The organism is Pseudomonas sp. R3-18-08 (assembly GCF_003852065.1).
Classification (GTDB): Bacteria; Pseudomonadota; Gammaproteobacteria; order Pseudomonadales; family Pseudomonadaceae; genus Aquipseudomonas.
In genome coordinates, this window is record NZ_CP027729.1 from 2643713 (window position 1) to 2660435 (window position 16723).

The following is a 16723-nucleotide window of genomic DNA, read 5'->3' on the forward strand; positions in this document are numbered from 1 at the left end:
CTAGCGTTTTTTCTTGCGCCACACGTCGATCAGTACTGCAAACACGATGATCAGGCCCTTGGCGACCTGCTGGTAATAGGAAGACACGCCGAGCAGGTTCAGCCCGTTGTTGATCACGCCGATCAACAGCGCGCCGAACAATGTGCCGACGATGCTGCCGGTGCCGCCCGACAGGCTGGTACCCCCGATCACCACGGCGGCAATCGCATCCAGCTCATAGGAAACCCCGGCCTGGGGCAGGGCGGAAGTGGTGCGCGCCGACAGCACCACGCCGGCCAGTCCGGCCAGCAGGCCCGACACCACATACACCGAGAACATCACCTTGCGCACACCGATACCGGAGGTGCGCGCGCTTTTTTCATTGCCGCCCACCGCGTACACATAGCGCCCGTACGTGGTGTAGCGCAGCACCATCCAGAAGATCAGTGCGACCACTGCGAAGATGATGATCGGCACGCCAATCGGGCCGATCTTGCCGATGCCCAGCGCCAGGTAGGCGTCAGGCAGGTCGGTGATCGGGCTGCCGTCGTTGAGGATGAAGGTCATGCCGCGGGCAATGCTGAGCATGCCGAGGGTGGCCACGAACGGCGGGATCGACAGGTTGGCAACCATGAAGCCGTTGACCACGCCAAGCATTGCCCCGGCGAACATCCCCGCGCTGACCGCCGCCAGCAGGCCATAGCCCTGGGTCGCGACCATGGCGCTGCACAACCCGGCAAACGCCAGGATCGACCCCACCGAGAGGTCGATGCCCTTGGTCAGGATCACATAGGTCATGCCCACGGCAAGGATGCCGTTGATGGAGGTCTGGCGCAGGATGTCCATCCAGTTACGCCAGGTCATGAAGTATTCGCTGGAAAACGCCATCACCACGCACAGCAGGATAAACACCAGCGGCAGGCCGAAGCGGTCGAGGGACAGGCGCAGGCGGTTGCGCGGTGCGGCGGTAACGGGCGCAACAATCGTTTTGGCATTCATGAGGCAAGACTCAACAAGGCTTCCTGGGAAAGGGCGGTGTCGCTGCTGATGGTCACCAGCCGGCCGCCCTTGAAGACGGCGATGCGATCGCTCAAGTGCAGCAGCTCCGGGGCTTCCGACGACACCACGATGGCCGCGCCCCCGGCGCGTACGAACTGGTCGAGCAAGTGGTAGATCTCTTGCTTGGCGCCTTCATCGATGCCCCGGGTCGGTTCATCGCAGAGCAGGCAGATCGGTTCGGTGGACAAGCATTTGGCGAGCACCACTTTCTGCTGGTTGCCGCCGCTCATGGAGGCCACCGGCAGGTCCAGGGAGCTGGTCTTGATCTGCAGGCGCTTGACCATGTTTTCAGCCAATTGGGTTTCCTTGCGTGCGTTGATCAGCGACCAGCTCGACAAGCGCTTGTAGGCCGACAGCGCAATGTTGGAAAGAATGCTGCCGGTCAATACCAGGCCGCTGTCCTTGCGGTCTTCGGTGACCAGCGACATGCCGGCGTTGATGGTCGCCTTGGGCAGCCCGACAGGCATGGGCTTGCCTTGCAGGGTGACGCTGCCGGAGTCCGGTGTGGTCAGGCCATAGATGCAGTTGAGGAATTCGCTGCGCCCCGAACCCATCAGGCCGTAGATGCCGAGGATTTCGCCTTGGCGCAGTTGCAGGCTGATGTCGTGAAACTCGCCATTGCGGCTCAGGTTGTCGACCTGCAGGCAGGTGGCGGCGGCGCACTCTCGGCCGATCTTGTGGTCGATCCGCGTCAGCTCCTGGCCGACGATGCCGCGCACCAAGTGGTTGCGGTCGATATCGGCCATGCGCCCGCTTTCCACAAAGGCGCCATCGCGAAAGATGCTGTAGTCGTCGGCGATCTGCGCCAACTCGCTCAGGCGATGCGACACGTACACAATGCCCGCGCCGCGTGCAGTGAGGCGGCGAATCGCCTTGAACAGGGTTTCTGCCTCGCGCTCGCCGATGGCCGAGGTGGGTTCGTCCATGATCATCACCTGGCAGTCATGGCTGAACGCCTTGGCGATTTCCACCAGTTGGATCTGCGCCACGCTGAGGCGGTGCATGGGGCTGGTGGGGTCGACGTCGAACTCCAGGCCTTCGAGCAGCTCGCGGGTGCGGCGGTTGAGGGCCTTGCTGTCGACAATGCAGCCGGCGCGGCGCGGTTCGCGGCCCAGCCAGATATTTTCGGCGACGGTCATGTAGGGAATGGGTTCCAGCTCCTGGGTGATCATCGCGATTCCCGCCGCCAAGGCTTCGCTCGGGCGGTTGAACTGCACGGCAACGCCATTGAGCAGGATGCTGCCGGCGTCGCGCGGGGTGATGCCCATCAGGATGCTCAGGAAGGTCGACTTGCCGGCGCCGTTGCCGCCACACAGGGCATGCACGCTGCCGGCCCGCAGAGAGAGGCGCCCGTCACGCAGGGCAGGGACCCCGGCGTAAGCCTTGGCGACGTGTTCAGCCTGGAGCAGTAATGGCGTGGCCATCGGCGTGTCCTCGTGCTGTGAATTCTTATTAGGTCGCACAGTCATGTTTCGCTGTGAGCATATGTGTACCAAATGAAATTCTGATCAGTCAATCTCTTTCACTTGAAAGCGATGATTCTCATCTGGCATGGCGGTATTGGCTTTTAATGCCGCATTAGCGGGAGCTCGGATAAAAACGAGCTTGACAGATCAACCCATATGCCCGAGAAATGCCTGAGCGAAATTTCATTGAGTGATCATATGATCAGTCGTAAGTACGATGACGGCAGCGGAGCCAGACGCCATGAACACACCTTTCCCGGTGGCTATCGGATGCGATGAAGCGGGCTTTGAGCTCAAGGAATTGTTGAAGCGGCATATCGAAACGCTGGGTTACCCGGTGACCGATTTCGGCACGCATTCCACCGCGCCGGTGCTGTACCCGGACATTGCCCTGGCCGTAGCCAACGCCATCACCGCCGGGCAGCAGCGTCTCGGCGTGCTGGTGTGCGGCACCGGGATCGGCATGGCTATTTCCGCCAACAAAGTGTTCGGCATTCGTGCGGCCCAGGCCCACGATACCTACTCGGCCGAGCGTGCGCGCAAGAGCAACGATGCGCAGATCCTGTCCATCGGCGCGCGGGTCATCGGCGTTGAACTGGCCAAGAGCGTCGTCACCGCGTTCCTGGCCTCGGAGTTCGAGGCTGCGCGCTCCGGGGCCAAGGTCGCACGCATCAGCGCGATCGAGCGCGATGGGCATCAATAGTGGACGGCGCGGGGCAAGAGTCGGGAGAATGCGCCTTTGACGCCGAAACGGAAGCCCGTCCCCATGAGTGACAGTAGCCAGCGCATGGCCAGCGATATCGATCAGATGACCGAAGTGGCGATGCTCTATTACCTCGAGAACGTCACTCAGGAGGCCATCGCCAAGCGCTTCGACCTGTCGCGGGCCAAGGTCAGCCGCTTGCTCAAGCGTGCGCGCGATGAAGGCATTGTCGAGGTGCGGGTGTTGCAGCACCCGGCGATGAACAACGAGCTGGAGCGGGCGCTGGTCGAGCGCTTCAAGCTGGATCGCGCGTTGATCGCGGTCGATCACAGCGACCCCGACACCCAGCGCTCGGCCGTCGCCAGCCTGGTGGCCAATTACCTGAATAAAACCTTGGGCGACGGCATGATCGTCGCGGTGGGCATGGGGCGTAACGTCGGCGCGGTGGCCGATAACGTCTTTCTGCCGGTGACGCGCAACTGCACGTTTGTCTGCGCCATCGGCGGTTCGCTCAAGGCCGGCGAGTACATGAACCCCGACCATATCTGCCGGCGCCTGGCCCTGCGCTTTGGCGGTGAAAGTGAAAGCCTGTACGCCCCGGCGCTGGTGGCCAACCCGGAACTGCGCGGTGTGTTGATCAACAACGACACGGTGCGCTCGACCCTGGACCGCGCGCGCCGCGCCGATATTGCCTTGATCGGCATCGGCGACATGAGCGAAAACAGCAACATGGTGCGCATGGGCTGGTTCTCGCCCCAGGAAATCGCCCAGGCACGCTTGTCCGGCACGGTGGGCGACATGATGGGTTACGACTTTATCGATATCCACGGTCAACCGGCGGTCAACGCCATCCAGGGGCGGGTCATCGGCCTGACGGTGCAGGAACTGTTCCGCATCCCGGACGTGGTGGCGATTGCCAGTGAGAATACGAAGGCGGCGGCGACCTTGGGGGCGTTGCGGTCGGGGGTGATCAACACCCTGGCAACGACCGTCACCAATGCCCACACCATCCTCGCGCTGGACGACGCCACCCGAAAATCCTGACACACCGCAGATCAAAATGTGGGAGGGGGCTTGCTCCCGATAGCGGTGTCTCAGTCAGCATAGGTGTAGCTGGAAGATCGCCATCGGGGGCAAGCCCCCTCCCACATGGGTTTTGTGTGGGTTTTTAGGACAGGTTTTGTAATAGTTTTGCTGTGTAGGGAATTTGTATTACGGCTGTAGGATTCAAGTCCTTTCGTTACCTCAGGACTTGCATGAACACCCTCTCGGAGCCTCCCAGTCGTCTTTCCCCAAGACCCCCGCACAAGCACCCCATATTGCATCGACTAACCTTGTCCCGGTCCAATGACCGCGCTTCGCCGTGCCCGGCGTTCTTGAATACAGAGACTTTTTAAATGGAATGGTTAGCGGATCCAACGGCCTGGCTCGGCCTGGCGACCTTGATTGTGCTGGAACTGGTGCTGGGTATCGACAACCTGGTGTTTATCGCGATCCTGGCGGACAAGCTGCCGCCGGAGCAGCGCGACCGTGCGCGGTTGATCGGTTTGTCCCTGGCCTTGCTGATGCGCCTGGGCCTGCTGGCGAGTATTTCCTGGTTGGTGACGCTGACCCAGCCGCTGTTCGAGGTGTTCGACAAGAGCTTCTCCGGCCGTGACCTGATCATGCTGTTCGGCGGTGTGTTCCTGTTGTTCAAGGCCACCATGGAATTGCATGAGCGCCTGGAAGGGCATGTGGCCCAGCATAAGGGCAATGTGGCTTACGCGATGTTCTGGCCGATCGTGGCGCAGATCGTGGTGCTCGACGCGGTGTTCTCCCTCGATGCGGTGATTACCGCCGTGGGCATGGTCGATGAGCTGGCGGTGATGATGATCGCGGTGATCGTGTCCATCGGCCTGATGATCGTGGCGAGCAAGCCGCTGACCCGCTTCGTCAACGCACACCCGACCGTGATCATGCTGTGCCTGGGTTTCCTGATGATGATCGGCTTCGCGCTGACCGCCGAAGGCCTGGGCTTCCATATTCCCAAAGGCTACCTGTACGCGGCGATCGGCTTCTCGATCCTGATTGAAGTGTTCAACCAGATCGCCCGTTCGCGGCGCAAGAAATCGGCGCAAGGCGTATTACCGGTGCGCGAGCGTACGGCCCACGCAGTGATGCGCTTGCTCGGCGGTCGCAGCCTGGCGGTGGAAGAGGTGGGTGAAGAGGTCGCCGACCTGCTGGGCGAGGTGGATACTGCGCAAGGCCCGCTGTTCGACCGACGCGAACGGGTGATGATCAGCGGTGTGCTGCAACTGGCCGAACGGCCGATCCGCACGTTGATGACGCCACGGGCCAAGGTCGACTGCATCGACCTGGCGGATGATCCCGAGAGTATTCGCCTGAAACTGATGCATTCGTCCTACTCGCGCCTGCCGTTGATCCGCAACGGCGCGGTGGATGAGCCCTTGGGTTTCGTGCACAAAAAGGAGTTGCTCAAGGAATACCTGGCCGGCAACGAGCCGAACCTTGAGCATCTGGCGCGTCGGGCGATCAACCTGCTGGACAGCTTTTCGATCCTCAATGCCCTGGAGCAGATGCGTCAGGAATCCACCCACATCGCCTTCGTGATCAACGAATTCGGCGACTTCATGGGGGTGTTGAGCATGACCGACATCCTCGAGTCCATCGCCGGTGAATTGCCGGACGCCAGCGAAATCGAGGGGCCGGATATCGTCGCGGAGGGTGACGGATTTCGCGCCAGTGGTGCCTTGAACCTGAGCCAGGTCGGTCAGCGCACGGGCTTCAAGGCGGCGGCTACCGAGGATTATCAAACGCTGGCTGGCCTGCTGATGAGCCTGCTCGACCGTCTGCCTGTGGTGGGCGATAGCCTGGAATATGAGGGCTGGCGATTAACGGTGGCTGCGGTTGAAGAGCGGCGGGTGACCCAGGTGGTTTTGCGGCCTTGCTCCGGTCAAAGCGCATGAATAGCGCGTCCACGAACTGCTGTTGTTCCTCCACGGGGCCGAAACCCTTGTGCAGTTCCACCCTGTGGCCGCCCTCGTAGACCAGCAGCGTTGGCGTGCCGGTAACGTCAGGGTGCCTCGGGGTGTGCGCGCAATCGAGCACCATGCACACGATCCACGGATGTTGCCAGGCAACCTTTTCGAATAAGGGGACTGCGCTGGCGCAGGCAGGGCAGTGCTCTGAAACGAACAGGATGAAGACCGGGCGCGGTGTGTTCAGCACGCGCTGGAAGTCCTTGGCGCTGGAAATTGTTCGCGTGGCTGCGCCCATGGTGATCTCCTGCCAGTAGGGTGGGTGTGTGGCAACGCTAAGCCGCTGGCTCACCCGCGTCTACTGTCAACCTTCACAGGTCCGGCCCACGCTCCAGCCGTTCCCGTGCCTTGCGCGCCTGGCTTGCGCATTTTCTGTATTCCTCATTGTCGCGGGCCGCTTTGGCGTCGCGGTAGTCATGATGGTTCTGGCTGGTGTAGTTGGTGTCGAAGGCTTCCTTGAGTTTTTGCAATTCTTCCTTGCAGTCGCGGCGGTCGTTGCTGGCCAGGGCGTTGCCAGCCACCAGAAAACACAGGATTAACAGGCCAAGGCTCAATTTCATCGCGGGTCCTTTCATCTAGGAGCTTGCTCGCTCTACAGATTAGTCCAAGGGCGCACAGTTGGTGCGCAGTAACATCGTTGTGGGGCATTGAGTAGCAGCGTGACTCAGGTGATGGCGCAACGCCGTAAAACGCTTCGATGACTATCTCGCTGATCCATAAAGGGTTTACCTCCAGCATATTTTTCTTCCTGCACCTATGGCACACTTTCTGCTGTCTATTCCGTTGTTACATACCAAGTTCCGGTATAGCGGAATACACAACCTCTGGAGTGCTTGTCATGCATCACCGACCTTCCGTGTTCAAAGCGTGTGTTTTTCTCTTCGCCGCATCGGCTACCGTTGCCAGCTTCGCGCAGGCAGCGGACAGCAAGCTCGATGATGTGCTCAAGCGTGGGCACCTCATCGTGGGTACAGGCAGTACCAATGCGCCGTGGCACTTCCAGGGAGCGGATGGCAAGTTGCAGGGGTTTGATATCGACATCGGCCGCATCGTGGCCAAGGGCTTGTTCAACGACCCGAGCAAGGTCGAGTACGTGGTGCAGTCTTCCGACGCACGTATTCCCAACCTGCTGACCGACAAGGTCGACATGAGCTGCCAGTTCATCACCGTCACCGCCAGCCGTGCGCAGCAAGTGGCCTTCACCCTGCCGTATTACCGCGAAGGTGTGGGCCTGCTGCTGCCGAACAACAGCAAGTACAAGGAAATCGAAGACCTGCAGGCGGCCGGCGATGGTGTCACCGTGGCCGTGCTGCAGAACGTGTATGCCGAAGAATTGGTCCACCAGGCGCTGCCCAAGGCCAAGGTTGACCAGTACGACAGCGTCGACCTGATGTACCAGGCCGTGAACTCTGGTCGCGCCGATGCCGCCGCCACCGATCAGTCTTCGGTCAAATACCTGATGGTGCAAAACCCCGGCCGCTACCGCAGCCCGGCCTACGCCTGGAGCCCGCAGACCTACGCGTGCGCGGTCAAGCGTGGCGACCAGGATTGGCTGAACTTCGTCAATACCGCGCTGCATGAAGCCATGACCGGCGTTGAATTCCCCGCTTACAAGGCGTCGTTCAAGCAATGGTTCGGCGTCGACCTGCCAGAGCCGGCGATTGGTTTTCCTGTGGAATTCAAGTGATCCAGAACAATCGGGGCGTGCTTGACGGCGCCCCACTCAGGTACTGCCGACCATGAACTATCAGTTGAACTTTGCCGCCGTATGGCGTGATTTCGACACCTTGCTGGCGGGGCTCGGCCTGGGTCTGCAGTTGGCTTTGCTGTCGATCGCCATCGGCTGCGTGATCGGCCTGCTGATGGCGTTTGCCATGCTGTCCAGGCACCGGGCGTTGCGTGTGTTCGCTTCGGTGTATGTGACGGTGGTGCGCAATACGCCGATCCTGGTGCTGATCCTGTTGATCTATTTTGCCTTGCCGTCGCTGGGGATCCGCCTGGATAAAATCCCCTCGTTCATCATCACCTTGTCGCTGTACGCCGGGGCTTATCTGACCGAAGTGTTCCACGCCGGGCTGTTGAATATTCCCAAGGGCTTGCGCGAAGCCGGGTTGGCGATCGGCCTGGGTGAGTGGCGTATCCGCGCGTATATCACCGTGCCGGTGATGCTGCGCAACGTGCTGCCGGCGCTGTCGAACAACTTTATCTCGCTGTTCAAGGACACCTCGCTGGCCGCTGCGATTGCGGTGCCGGAGCTGACCTATTACGCCCGCAAGATCAACGTCGAAAGCTACCGGGTGATCGAAACCTGGCTGGTGACGACGGCGCTCTACGTGGCCGCCTGTTACCTCATTGCCATGCTGCTCCGTTACCTGGAGCAGCGTCTGGCGATCCGTCGTTAAGGAGGGTTTCCATGTACGAATCCCCTAGCTGGCTGCATGAACTGTGGATCGCCCGGGAGACCCTGTGGGCCGGGTTCCAGACCAGTATTTACTGCTCGGCGCTGGCGATTATCTTCGGCACCCTGATCGGCATCTTCGCCGGGCTGGTGCTGACCTACGGCAAGTTCTGGATGCGTGCGCCGTTTCGCCTGTATGTCGACCTGATTCGTGGCACGCCGGTATTCGTGCTGGTACTGGCGTGTTTCTACATGCTGCCGGCGCTCGGTTGGCAGATCAGTGCGTTCCAGGCCGGCGCGGTCGGGCTCACGCTGTTCTGTGGCTCCCACGTCGCGGAAATCGTGCGCGGTGCGCTGCAGGCCATCCCCCGTGGGCAACTGGAAGCGGGCAAGGCAATTGGCCTGACGTTCTACCAGTCCCTGGGCTACGTGCTGTTGCCCCAGGCGCTGCGACAGATCCTGCCGACCTGGGTCAATTCCTCCACGGAAATCGTCAAGGCCTCGACCCTGCTCTCGGTGATCGGCGTTGCGGAGCTGCTGCTGAGCACCCAGCAAGTCATTGCACGCACCTTCATGACCCTGGAGTTCTACCTGTTCGCAGGCTTCATGTTCTTTGTCATCAACTACGCCATCGAGTTATTCGGGCGCTACATTGAAAAGCGGGTGGCCTTGCCATGAATCAACCTCAAACAATCGAACCGCTGCTGAACATTCGTGGCCTGCGCAAGCAATACGGGGACGTTGAAGTGCTCAAGGGCGTCGACCTGAGCCTGCAGCGTGGCAACGTGGTGACCTTGATCGGTTCCAGTGGTTCGGGCAAGACCACCCTGTTGCGTTGCGTCAACCTGCTGGAAGAATTCCAGGGCGGGCAGATTACCCTCGATGGCGCGTCCATCGGCTACAGCGACGTGGCCGGCAAGCGCGTGCGTCACCCCGAGCGGGTGATCGCCCAGCACCGCGCCATGACCGGCATGGCGTTCCAGCAGTTCAACCTGTTTCCGCATTTGACCGCCTTGCAGAACGTGACCCTGGGTTTGTTGAAAGTTAAGAAAATGCCTAAGGACGAGGCCGTGTCGCTTGCGGAAAAATGGCTCGACCGTGTGGGACTTCTGGAACGTCGCAATCACTTCCCCGGCCAGTTGTCCGGCGGCCAGCAACAGCGCGTGGCGATTGCCCGAGCCATTGCAATGAACCCCAGCCTGATGCTGTTCGACGAAGTCACCTCGGCCCTCGACCCGGAGCTGGTGGGCGAAGTGCTCAGCGTAATCAAGGGATTGGCGGAGGAGGGCATGACCATGTTGCTGGTCACCCACGAAATGCGCTTTGCCTATGAGGTCTCGGACAAGATCGTCTTCATGAACCAGGGCCGCATCGAAGAGCAGGGCTCGGCCAAGGACATCTTCGAGCGGCCGCAGTCACCGCGTCTGGCGGAATTTCTCAAGAACATTCGTTTTTAATCAGGAGCTGTTTTTATGAGCATTACTCGTTACGGTACCGGCAGCACCGCCGGCGGCGGCCAGCCACGTCCTTTCGCCCGTGCGGTGGAAGCCGATGGTTGGTTGTATGTGTCGGGCCAAGTGCCGGCGGTGGACGGTGAAATCATCAATGGCGGCATCATCGAGCAAACCCGCCAGACGATGCGCAACGTGGTGGCGATTCTGGAAGAGGCCGGCTACGAATTGAAAGACGTGGTGCGCGTCGGCGTATGGCTGGAAGACCCACGGGATTTCTGGAGTTTCAACAAAGTCTTCGGCGAATACTTCACCCCGGAACACGCCCCGGCGCGCGCCTGTGTGCAGGCCAACATGATGGTCGATTGCAAGGTGGAGATCGATTGCGTGGCCTACAAGAATAAAGGCTAAATTGGCCCCACTCTCAAGACCACAGCCGTTCCAATGTGGGAGGGGGCTTGCCCCCGATAGCGGTGTATCAGCAACAGATATGTCCACTGGCACACCGCCATCGGGGGCAAGCCCCCTCCCACAGGGGATCTCTGCCAGACCATAGAATTTGACGGGACTTAACACTGCCATGACCGAAGACACCATCAAACGCCGCGCCAAAGGCCTGGACCGTGCGTTCGATATCCTCGATTTTCTCAAGGAAATCGGCCAGCCACTGCGCCCGAATGATATCGCCAGTGGCATTGGCAGCCCGAAGTCCACGGTCTACGAACTTGTCGCCTCGCTGCTCGAGCGGCGCATCCTGGAAACCGTGGGCAAGGATGGTCACGTCTATCTCGGGCGCCAGTTGTACTTCCTCGGCCAGGCGCACCTGCGCCACTTCGATTTGACCCGCGAGGCCGACCACGCCTTGCAGGAGATCGTCAGCCAGACCCACGAAACCGCGCAGATGTGCCTGCTCAACGGGCGCAAGTACACGGTGGCGCTGATGCGCGAAGGCGAGCGGCATTTTCGTATTTCCTCGGATATCGGCGAAAACGCGCCGATCCCCTGGACCGCCTCCGGGCGCCTGCTGCTCGGGCATTTGAGCGACCAGCAGATCATCGACTTGATCGATCCCGACGATTTCATCCTGCCGGATGGCCTGCGCCTGTCCCTGGAGACCTTCCTGGCGCAGATCCGCCAGGCCACCCTCGACGGGTTCTTCTCCTTCGACAGCGTCGCCGACACCTTTACCCACTGCTTTGCCGCCCCGGTGCGCGACGCGCAGGGCGTCAGCATTGCGACGCTGTGCATCGTCGCCCCGCGGGCCGATGCGAGCAAAAACTATCACGACTATCGCCGGGTGCTGATCGACAGCGCCAATAACCTGGCCCGGCGCATCAACGAATAGGAATTTCCCATGTCTGCCTTCAATGCCGTTGAAAAAGGCGCCGCCGCAGTTGGCGCTCACCTGGTCCGCGACGTCAGCCTGCCGGCCCTGGTGCTGCACCGCGAGGCCCTGGAACACAACATTCGCTGGATGCAGCAATTCGTCAGTGACAGCGGCGCGCAGTTGGCGCCACACGGCAAGACCAGCATGATGCCGGCGTTGTTTCAGCGTCAGCTCGCCCAGGGCGCCTGGGGCATTACCCTGGCCACTGCGGTGCAGACCCGCGCCGCCTACGCCGGCGGGGTGCGCCGTGTGCTGATGGCCAACCAACTGGTCGGCGCGCCGAACATGGCGCTGATCGCCGACCTGCTGGCCGACCCGGATTTCGATTTTCACTGCATGGTCGACCATCCGGAAAACGTTGCCGACCTCGGCCTGTTCTTCGCCGCCCGTGGCCTGCGCCTGAACGTGATGATCGAGTACGGCGTGGTCGGCGGCCGTTGCGGTTGCCGCAGCGAGCAGCAAGTGCGCGAGCTGGCAGAGGCGATCAAGGCCCAGCCGGCCCTGGCCCTTACCGGTATTGAAGGCTATGAAGGCGTGATCCACGGCGATCAGGCGATCAGCGGCATTCGCGCCTTCGCGGCCAGCCTGGTGCGCCAGGCGGTAGACCTGCAAGACAACGGCTATTTCGACCTGCCCACGCCTATCGTGACGGCGTCGGGTTCGGCCTGGTATGACCTGATTGCCGAATCGTTCGAGGCGCAGAATGCCGCCGGCCGCTTCCTCAGCGTTCTGCGCCCCGGCAGCTACGTGGCCCACGACCATGGCATCTATAAAGATGCGCAATGCTGTGTGCTTGACCGTCGCAGCGACCTCAACGAAGGCCTGCGCCCGGCGCTGGAAGTCTGGGCCCATGTGCAATCGTTGCCGGAACCAGGTTTTGCGGTAATCGCCCTGGGCAAGCGCGACGTAGCCTACGACGCCGGTCTGCCGGTGCCGCTCAAGCGCTACAAGGCCGGAATTTTATCGGCCGAGGGCGATGATGTGAGCGCGTGCCAGGTGACCGCCGTGATGGACCAACACGCGTTCATGACCGTGGCGCCGGGGGTTGAACTGCGCATTGGCGACATTATTTCGTTTGGTACTTCCCATCCATGCCTGACCTTCGACAAGTGGCAGGTGGGTTGCCTGGTGGATGAGCAATTGCGGGTGATCGAGTCCCTGCGCACCTGCTTCTAGACCGAGTCGCGCCTATCGAGGGCAAGCCCCCTCCCACATTTGGCATGCATTCCCCTGTGGGAGGGGGCTTGCCCCCGATGAGTCCATCAGCCCCACCGAGACAGCAGCCATGACCACTGAACCGCGCATCGCCCTGATCGGCGAATGCATGATCGAACTGCAACACCGCGCCGACGGCAGCCTGCACCAGAGCTTCGGCGGCGACACCTTGAACGCGGCGGTGTACCTGCGCCGCGAGCTGGGCGACTTCGGCACTGTCGATTACGTCACCGCCCTGGGCGATGACAGTTTCAGCGATGCCATGTGCCAACAGTGGGCTGATGAAGGCCTTGGACTGGGCATGGTGCAGCGCCTGGCCGGGCGTTTGCCGGGTTTGTATTGCATCCAGACGGACGCCAACGGCGAGCGCAAATTCCTCTACTGGCGCAACGAAGCGGCTGTGCGCGACTGTTTTACCACGCCGGCCGCCGAGCCGATCCTGGCAGCCCTGCCGGGCTATGACTGGGTGTATTTCAGCGGCATCACCCTGGCGGTGCTGGGGGAAATCGGGCGTGAGCGTTTACTCGAAAGCCTGATCGAAACCCGGCGTCGCGGCGGTAAGGTCGTATTCGACAACAACTACCGGCCGCGTCTGTGGGCGAACATCGAGGCGGCCCACGCGGCGTATCACCGCGTGTTGGCCGAGGTGGATATCGCCTTGCTCACCGAGGACGATGAGCGCGCGTTGTTCGGTTATGCCGACAGCGAGCAGGTGTTCGCGGCCTATCCGATGATTGAGGAGGTGGTGCTCAAGCGCGGCGCGGATGACTGTTTGATCCGTTGCGCCGGCGAGCGCTTTGCCGTGCCGGCGTTGAAGGTGGAGAAGGTAGTGGACACCACGGCAGCGGGGGATTCGTTCAGTGCGGCGTATTTGGCCGGTCGGCTCAAGGGCGGTTCGCCGGAGCAGGCTGCTTTGGCCGGGCATCGGTTGGCGAGTCGGGTGATTCAGGTGCCGGGGGCATTAATACCGAGGTGAATGGCCGCCTGCGGCGGATCGGGAGCAAGCCCCCTCCCACAGTTAACCGCGTTTTAACTGAAAGAATGCAGTTGAATGTGGGAGGGGGGCTTGCCCCCGATGGCGGTTGAAAGCCAACCCCTCAGTCCCGGTAAAACACCTGCACCAAGTGATAACCAAACTTGCTCTTGACCGGCCCATGCACCACCCGCAGCGGTTTCTTGAAGATCACTGCATCGATCGCCCCGACCATCTGCCCTGGCCGCACTTCACCCAGATCACCGCCGCGCTTGCCCGATGGGCAAGTGGAGTACTTCTTGGCCAGCACATCAAAGGCTTCGCCCTTGGCAATGCGCTGCTTGAGCTGTTCGGCTTCTTCGCTGGTTTTCACCAGGATATGACGGGCTTGGGCTTTCATCGATTTCTACCAGGTGTGCGACGGCGCGCGATTATGCCTGAACTCAGGCATCGACGCCGATCATGCTGCGGATTTTGGTCGCCAGCAGGTCAATGGAAAACGGCTTGGCTACCATGTCCATGCCGTGCTCCAGAAAGCCCTGGCGCTCGGCGGCTTTTTCGGCGTAACCGGTCATGAACAACACGCGCAGCCCCGGCCGGTGCTGGCGGGCGATTTCCGCCAGTTGCCGGCCGTTCATGCCCGGCAGGCCGACGTCGGTCACCAGCAGGTCGACGCGTAAATCCGACTCCAGCAACGGCAGCGCCGTGCGCGCGTCCGCCGCCTGGTGCGCGGTGTAACCCAGCTCGTCGAGCAGATTGACCACCAGCATGCGCACCGCCGGGTCGTCCTCGACCACCACCACCGCTTCGCCGGCCAGGGCCAGCGGCGCTTCGGCCAGGCTGGCGGGCAGGCTGCTTTCCAGCGCGGTGCCGTGCAGGCGCGGCAGGTACAGGCGCACGCAGGTGCCTTGGCCCGGTTCGCTCTGGATAGTCACATGGCCCCCCGATTGCTGGGCAAAGCCGTAGATCATCGACAAGCCCAGGCCGGTGCCTTGGCCGATGGGTTTGGTGGTGAAGAACGGGTCGAAGGCTTTGGCGAGGATTTTCGGCGCCATGCCGCTGCCGTTGTCGCGCACGCCGAGCATCACGTAGTCGCCGGCCTTGACCGGCTCCAGGGTGGTGATATCGGTGCCGTCCAGATAGCTGTTAGCGGTTTCGATCAGCAGTTCACCGCCGTCGGGCATGGCGTCGCGGGCGTTAATGACGAGGTTGAGCAGGGCATTTTCCAGTTGGCTGGCGTCGGTGTTCACCGGCCAGATGTCTTTGCCAAGCTGCACGGTGAGCGTGATATGCGCGCCCTTGGTGCGGCGGAACAGATCTTCCAGGGACGCCACCAACTGGTTGGGATCGGTGGGGCGTTTGTCCAGCGACTGGCGCCGCGAGAACGCCAGCAGCCGGTGGGTGAGGGCGGCGGCGCGGTGGGCGGAGGCCACGGCGGCATCGGCAAAGCGGCCGATGTCTTCGCTGCGGCCGGCGGCAATGTAGCGTTGCATCAGGTCGAGGCTGCCGATGATGCCGGTGAGCATATTGTTGAAGTCATGGGCGATACCGCCGGTGAGCTGGCCCACGGCTTCCATTTTTTGCGCGTGGCGCAGCGCGTCTTCAGCCCGCTCGCGCTCGAACATTTCGTTTTGCAGGCGCTGGTTGGCCTCGGCCAGCGCCTGGGTGCGCTGGGCCACGCGCTCTTCGAGGTTTTCGTTGAGATGGCGCAGGGCTTCTTCGGTGAGTTTGCGTTCGGTCTCGTCGATCACAAAGATGTAGAAACCGTTCACTGAGCCGTCAGTGCTGAAGCGCGGCAGGTACTTCATCAAGGCATGGCGCGGCCGCCCGTCGCGATGCGGCGTGACGGTCATGAAGCTGCATGCCTTGCCGTTGAGCGCGGCGGCGATCTTGTCTGCGCGGCCGGCGTACACCTCGTCGCCCAGCACCTCACGGATGGTCTTGCCGTACAGTTCCTGGGGCGTTTTGCCGTACCAGTCGAGGTAGGCGCTGTTGTTCAGGCGAAAACGCTGCTCGTGGTCGACGTAGCCGATCAGCACCGGCATGGCGTTGATGATCAGTTGCAGTTCGGTCTGGCTTTGACGCAGCGCCTGCTCGGTGTGCTTGCGCTCGGTGAGGTCCAGCGCGGCACCCAGGAAACGGGCGGGGCGGCCTTGCGGGTCCTTGTAGCAGCGGCCACGGGCAAACACCCAGCGTACCTGGCCGTCGGCTTGCAGCAGGCGGTATTCCTCGGCGTATTCGGTGCCGAAGGTGATGCAATGCTTGATGCTGCGCGTGACCATGCCACGGTCTTCGGGATGCACGCCGAGCAGGTAGGCGCTGATGGGCAACAGGCTGGACTCATTGGGGTCGACGCCATGCAGGTAAGCGAAATGTGCGTCGGCGATAAACCGGTCTTCGCCGATGTCCCAGTCCCAGGTGCCTACCGCGTCGGTCGCCGCCAGGGCCAGCTGCAGTCGTTGCTCGGTGTTGTGCTGGGCCTTGAGGCTGTCTTCGGAGCGCTGCTGCAGTTCGAGGGCTTTGCGGCGCCGCTCGTTGGTTTCGATGGCTGTGACCAGGATGCCGGCCACGCGGCCGCTTTCATCGCGCACCGGGCTGTAGGTCAGGTCAAGCCAGATTTCGGTGTCGCGCTGGTCGCGCTGCAGCACGAAACGCTGCTCGCTGAAGGTGCGCACCTGGCCGCTCAGCACCGCGTCGTAGACCGGCGCGGCGAAGCTTTGCAGCTCCGGCCAGGTCGCGTGCACCGGCTGGCCCAGGGCGCCGGGGTGCTTGTTGCCGGCCAGGCGGGCGAACCCATCGTTATACAGCTGGGTGAGCTGCTCGCCCCAGAGCAGCAGCATCGGCATGGGCGAATGCACCACGATATCCACGGCGGTGCGCAGACTTTGCGGCCAATCATTGGCCTCACCGAGGGGGCTTTGCGCCCAGTCCAGCCGCTCGATCATTGCCGCGGCTTCGCTACCGGTGGATGTTCCATTCATGAAAAAGCCTTGCGTATCACGCTTTGAAAAATGACAACACCCATTATTCCAAGAGACAACGACGGGTGGCTAC

The 16723-nt window shown here is 61.8% G+C and carries 16 protein-coding genes and 1 pseudogene; 11 read left to right on the top strand and 6 right to left on the bottom strand.

Going from position 1 to position 16723, the window contains the following annotated elements:
* The gene (locus C4J92_RS12110; protein WP_124362600.1) at positions 1–978 is read right to left on the bottom strand and encodes an ABC transporter permease; all 978 of its coding nucleotides are present in this window, start codon (positions 976–978) and stop codon (positions 1–3) included.
* The gene (locus tag C4J92_RS12115) at positions 975–2462 is read right to left on the bottom strand and encodes a sugar ABC transporter ATP-binding protein (protein WP_124403997.1); all 1488 of its coding nucleotides are present in this window, start codon (positions 2460–2462) and stop codon (positions 975–977) included. Before C4J92_RS12115 ends, C4J92_RS12110 begins: the two co-directional genes overlap by 4 nt.
* Positions 2463–2745: 283 nt before the next feature.
* On the opposite strand from C4J92_RS12115, the gene rpiB reads away from it, so the two are divergent.
* The 3 genes from rpiB (at position 2746) to C4J92_RS12130 (ending at position 6173) form a co-directional block, all read left to right on the top strand.
* Positions 2746–3207 (top strand): ribose 5-phosphate isomerase B, encoded by a 462-nt coding sequence (gene rpiB / locus C4J92_RS12120; RefSeq protein ID WP_124403998.1) that lies wholly within the window; start codon positions 2746–2748, stop codon positions 3205–3207.
* Positions 3208–3270: 63 nt separating this feature from the next.
* On the top strand, positions 3271–4251 hold the full coding sequence (locus tag C4J92_RS12125; RefSeq protein WP_124362603.1) for a sugar-binding transcriptional regulator: 981 nt from the start codon (positions 3271–3273) through the stop codon (positions 4249–4251).
* Positions 4252–4604: 353 nt separating this feature from the next.
* A complete protein-coding gene (locus C4J92_RS12130; RefSeq protein ID WP_124403999.1) occupies positions 4605–6173 on the top strand; it encodes a TerC family protein in 1569 nt (522 codons plus the stop codon).
* 22 nt (positions 6174–6195) lie between these two features.
* Here C4J92_RS12130 and C4J92_RS12135 read toward each other — a convergent pair.
* Positions 6196–6483 (bottom strand): annotated as a pseudogene (locus C4J92_RS12135) (thioredoxin family protein); the annotation flags it as partial.
* Between the two features lie 73 nt (positions 6484–6556).
* Entirely contained in the window at positions 6557–6805 is a 249-nt protein-coding gene (locus tag C4J92_RS12140) for a hypothetical protein (protein WP_124404000.1), read from the bottom strand.
* Positions 6806–7083: 278 nt separating this feature from the next.
* On the opposite strand from C4J92_RS12140, the gene C4J92_RS12145 reads away from it, so the two are divergent.
* The 8 genes from C4J92_RS12145 (at position 7084) to C4J92_RS12180 (ending at position 13672) form a co-directional block, all read left to right on the top strand.
* Entirely contained in the window at positions 7084–7932 is an 849-nt protein-coding gene (locus C4J92_RS12145) for a transporter substrate-binding domain-containing protein (RefSeq protein ID WP_124404001.1), read from the top strand.
* 52 nt (positions 7933–7984) lie between these two features.
* Complete coding sequence (locus C4J92_RS12150) at positions 7985–8647, top strand: amino acid ABC transporter permease (protein WP_124404002.1); 663 nt, start codon at positions 7985–7987, stop codon at positions 8645–8647.
* Between the two features lie 11 nt (positions 8648–8658).
* A complete protein-coding gene (locus C4J92_RS12155) occupies positions 8659–9321 on the top strand; it encodes an amino acid ABC transporter permease (protein WP_124366828.1) in 663 nt (220 codons plus the stop codon).
* On the top strand, positions 9318–10100 hold the full coding sequence (locus tag C4J92_RS12160) for an amino acid ABC transporter ATP-binding protein (RefSeq protein WP_124404003.1): 783 nt from the start codon (positions 9318–9320) through the stop codon (positions 10098–10100). Before C4J92_RS12155 ends, C4J92_RS12160 begins: the two co-directional genes overlap by 4 nt.
* A gap of 15 nt (positions 10101–10115) precedes the next feature.
* Positions 10116–10505 (top strand): RidA family protein, encoded by a 390-nt coding sequence (locus C4J92_RS12165; RefSeq protein ID WP_124404004.1) that lies wholly within the window; start codon positions 10116–10118, stop codon positions 10503–10505.
* A 169-nt stretch (positions 10506–10674) separates the two neighbouring features.
* Positions 10675–11439, top strand: coding sequence for an IclR family transcriptional regulator (locus C4J92_RS12170; protein ID WP_124404005.1), 765 nt, complete (start codon positions 10675–10677; stop codon positions 11437–11439).
* Between the two features lie 9 nt (positions 11440–11448).
* The gene (locus C4J92_RS12175) at positions 11449–12657 is read left to right on the top strand and encodes an amino acid deaminase (protein WP_124404006.1); all 1209 of its coding nucleotides are present in this window, start codon (positions 11449–11451) and stop codon (positions 12655–12657) included.
* Positions 12658–12766: 109 nt separating this feature from the next.
* The gene (locus C4J92_RS12180; protein ID WP_124404007.1) at positions 12767–13672 is read left to right on the top strand and encodes a sugar kinase; all 906 of its coding nucleotides are present in this window, start codon (positions 12767–12769) and stop codon (positions 13670–13672) included.
* 121 nt (positions 13673–13793) lie between these two features.
* Here the strand turns inward: C4J92_RS12180 and C4J92_RS12185 are convergent, their stop codons facing one another.
* Both C4J92_RS12185 and C4J92_RS12190 read right to left on the bottom strand, forming a co-directional pair.
* On the bottom strand, positions 13794–14069 hold the full coding sequence (locus C4J92_RS12185; RefSeq protein WP_124362615.1) for a peptidylprolyl isomerase: 276 nt from the start codon (positions 14067–14069) through the stop codon (positions 13794–13796).
* 43 nt (positions 14070–14112) lie between these two features.
* On the bottom strand, positions 14113–16650 hold the full coding sequence (locus C4J92_RS12190) for a PAS domain-containing protein (protein ID WP_124404008.1): 2538 nt from the start codon (positions 16648–16650) through the stop codon (positions 14113–14115).
* Positions 16651–16723 lie beyond the last annotated feature (73 nt).

Coding starts and splice junctions, on each gene's coding strand:
- C4J92_RS12110 (WP_124362600.1), bottom strand. CDS start 978: ATGAATGCCAAAACGATTGTTGCGCCCGTTACCGCCGCACCGCGCAAC.
- C4J92_RS12115 (WP_124403997.1), bottom strand. CDS start 2,462: ATGGCCACGCCATTACTGCTCCAGGCTGAACACGTCGCCAAGGCTTAC.
- rpiB (WP_124403998.1), top strand. CDS start 2,746: ATGAACACACCTTTCCCGGTGGCTATCGGATGCGATGAAGCGGGCTTT.
- C4J92_RS12125 (WP_124362603.1), top strand. CDS start 3,271: ATGAGTGACAGTAGCCAGCGCATGGCCAGCGATATCGATCAGATGACC.
- C4J92_RS12130 (WP_124403999.1), top strand. CDS start 4,605: ATGGAATGGTTAGCGGATCCAACGGCCTGGCTCGGCCTGGCGACCTTG.
- C4J92_RS12140 (WP_124404000.1), bottom strand. CDS start 6,805: ATGAAATTGAGCCTTGGCCTGTTAATCCTGTGTTTTCTGGTGGCTGGC.
- C4J92_RS12145 (WP_124404001.1), top strand. CDS start 7,084: ATGCATCACCGACCTTCCGTGTTCAAAGCGTGTGTTTTTCTCTTCGCC.
- C4J92_RS12150 (WP_124404002.1), top strand. CDS start 7,985: ATGAACTATCAGTTGAACTTTGCCGCCGTATGGCGTGATTTCGACACC.
- C4J92_RS12155 (WP_124366828.1), top strand. CDS start 8,659: ATGTACGAATCCCCTAGCTGGCTGCATGAACTGTGGATCGCCCGGGAG.
- C4J92_RS12160 (WP_124404003.1), top strand. CDS start 9,318: ATGAATCAACCTCAAACAATCGAACCGCTGCTGAACATTCGTGGCCTG.
- C4J92_RS12165 (WP_124404004.1), top strand. CDS start 10,116: ATGAGCATTACTCGTTACGGTACCGGCAGCACCGCCGGCGGCGGCCAG.
- C4J92_RS12170 (WP_124404005.1), top strand. CDS start 10,675: ATGACCGAAGACACCATCAAACGCCGCGCCAAAGGCCTGGACCGTGCG.
- C4J92_RS12175 (WP_124404006.1), top strand. CDS start 11,449: ATGTCTGCCTTCAATGCCGTTGAAAAAGGCGCCGCCGCAGTTGGCGCT.
- C4J92_RS12180 (WP_124404007.1), top strand. CDS start 12,767: ATGACCACTGAACCGCGCATCGCCCTGATCGGCGAATGCATGATCGAA.
- C4J92_RS12185 (WP_124362615.1), bottom strand. CDS start 14,069: ATGAAAGCCCAAGCCCGTCATATCCTGGTGAAAACCAGCGAAGAAGCC.
- C4J92_RS12190 (WP_124404008.1), bottom strand. CDS start 16,650: ATGAATGGAACATCCACCGGTAGCGAAGCCGCGGCAATGATCGAGCGG.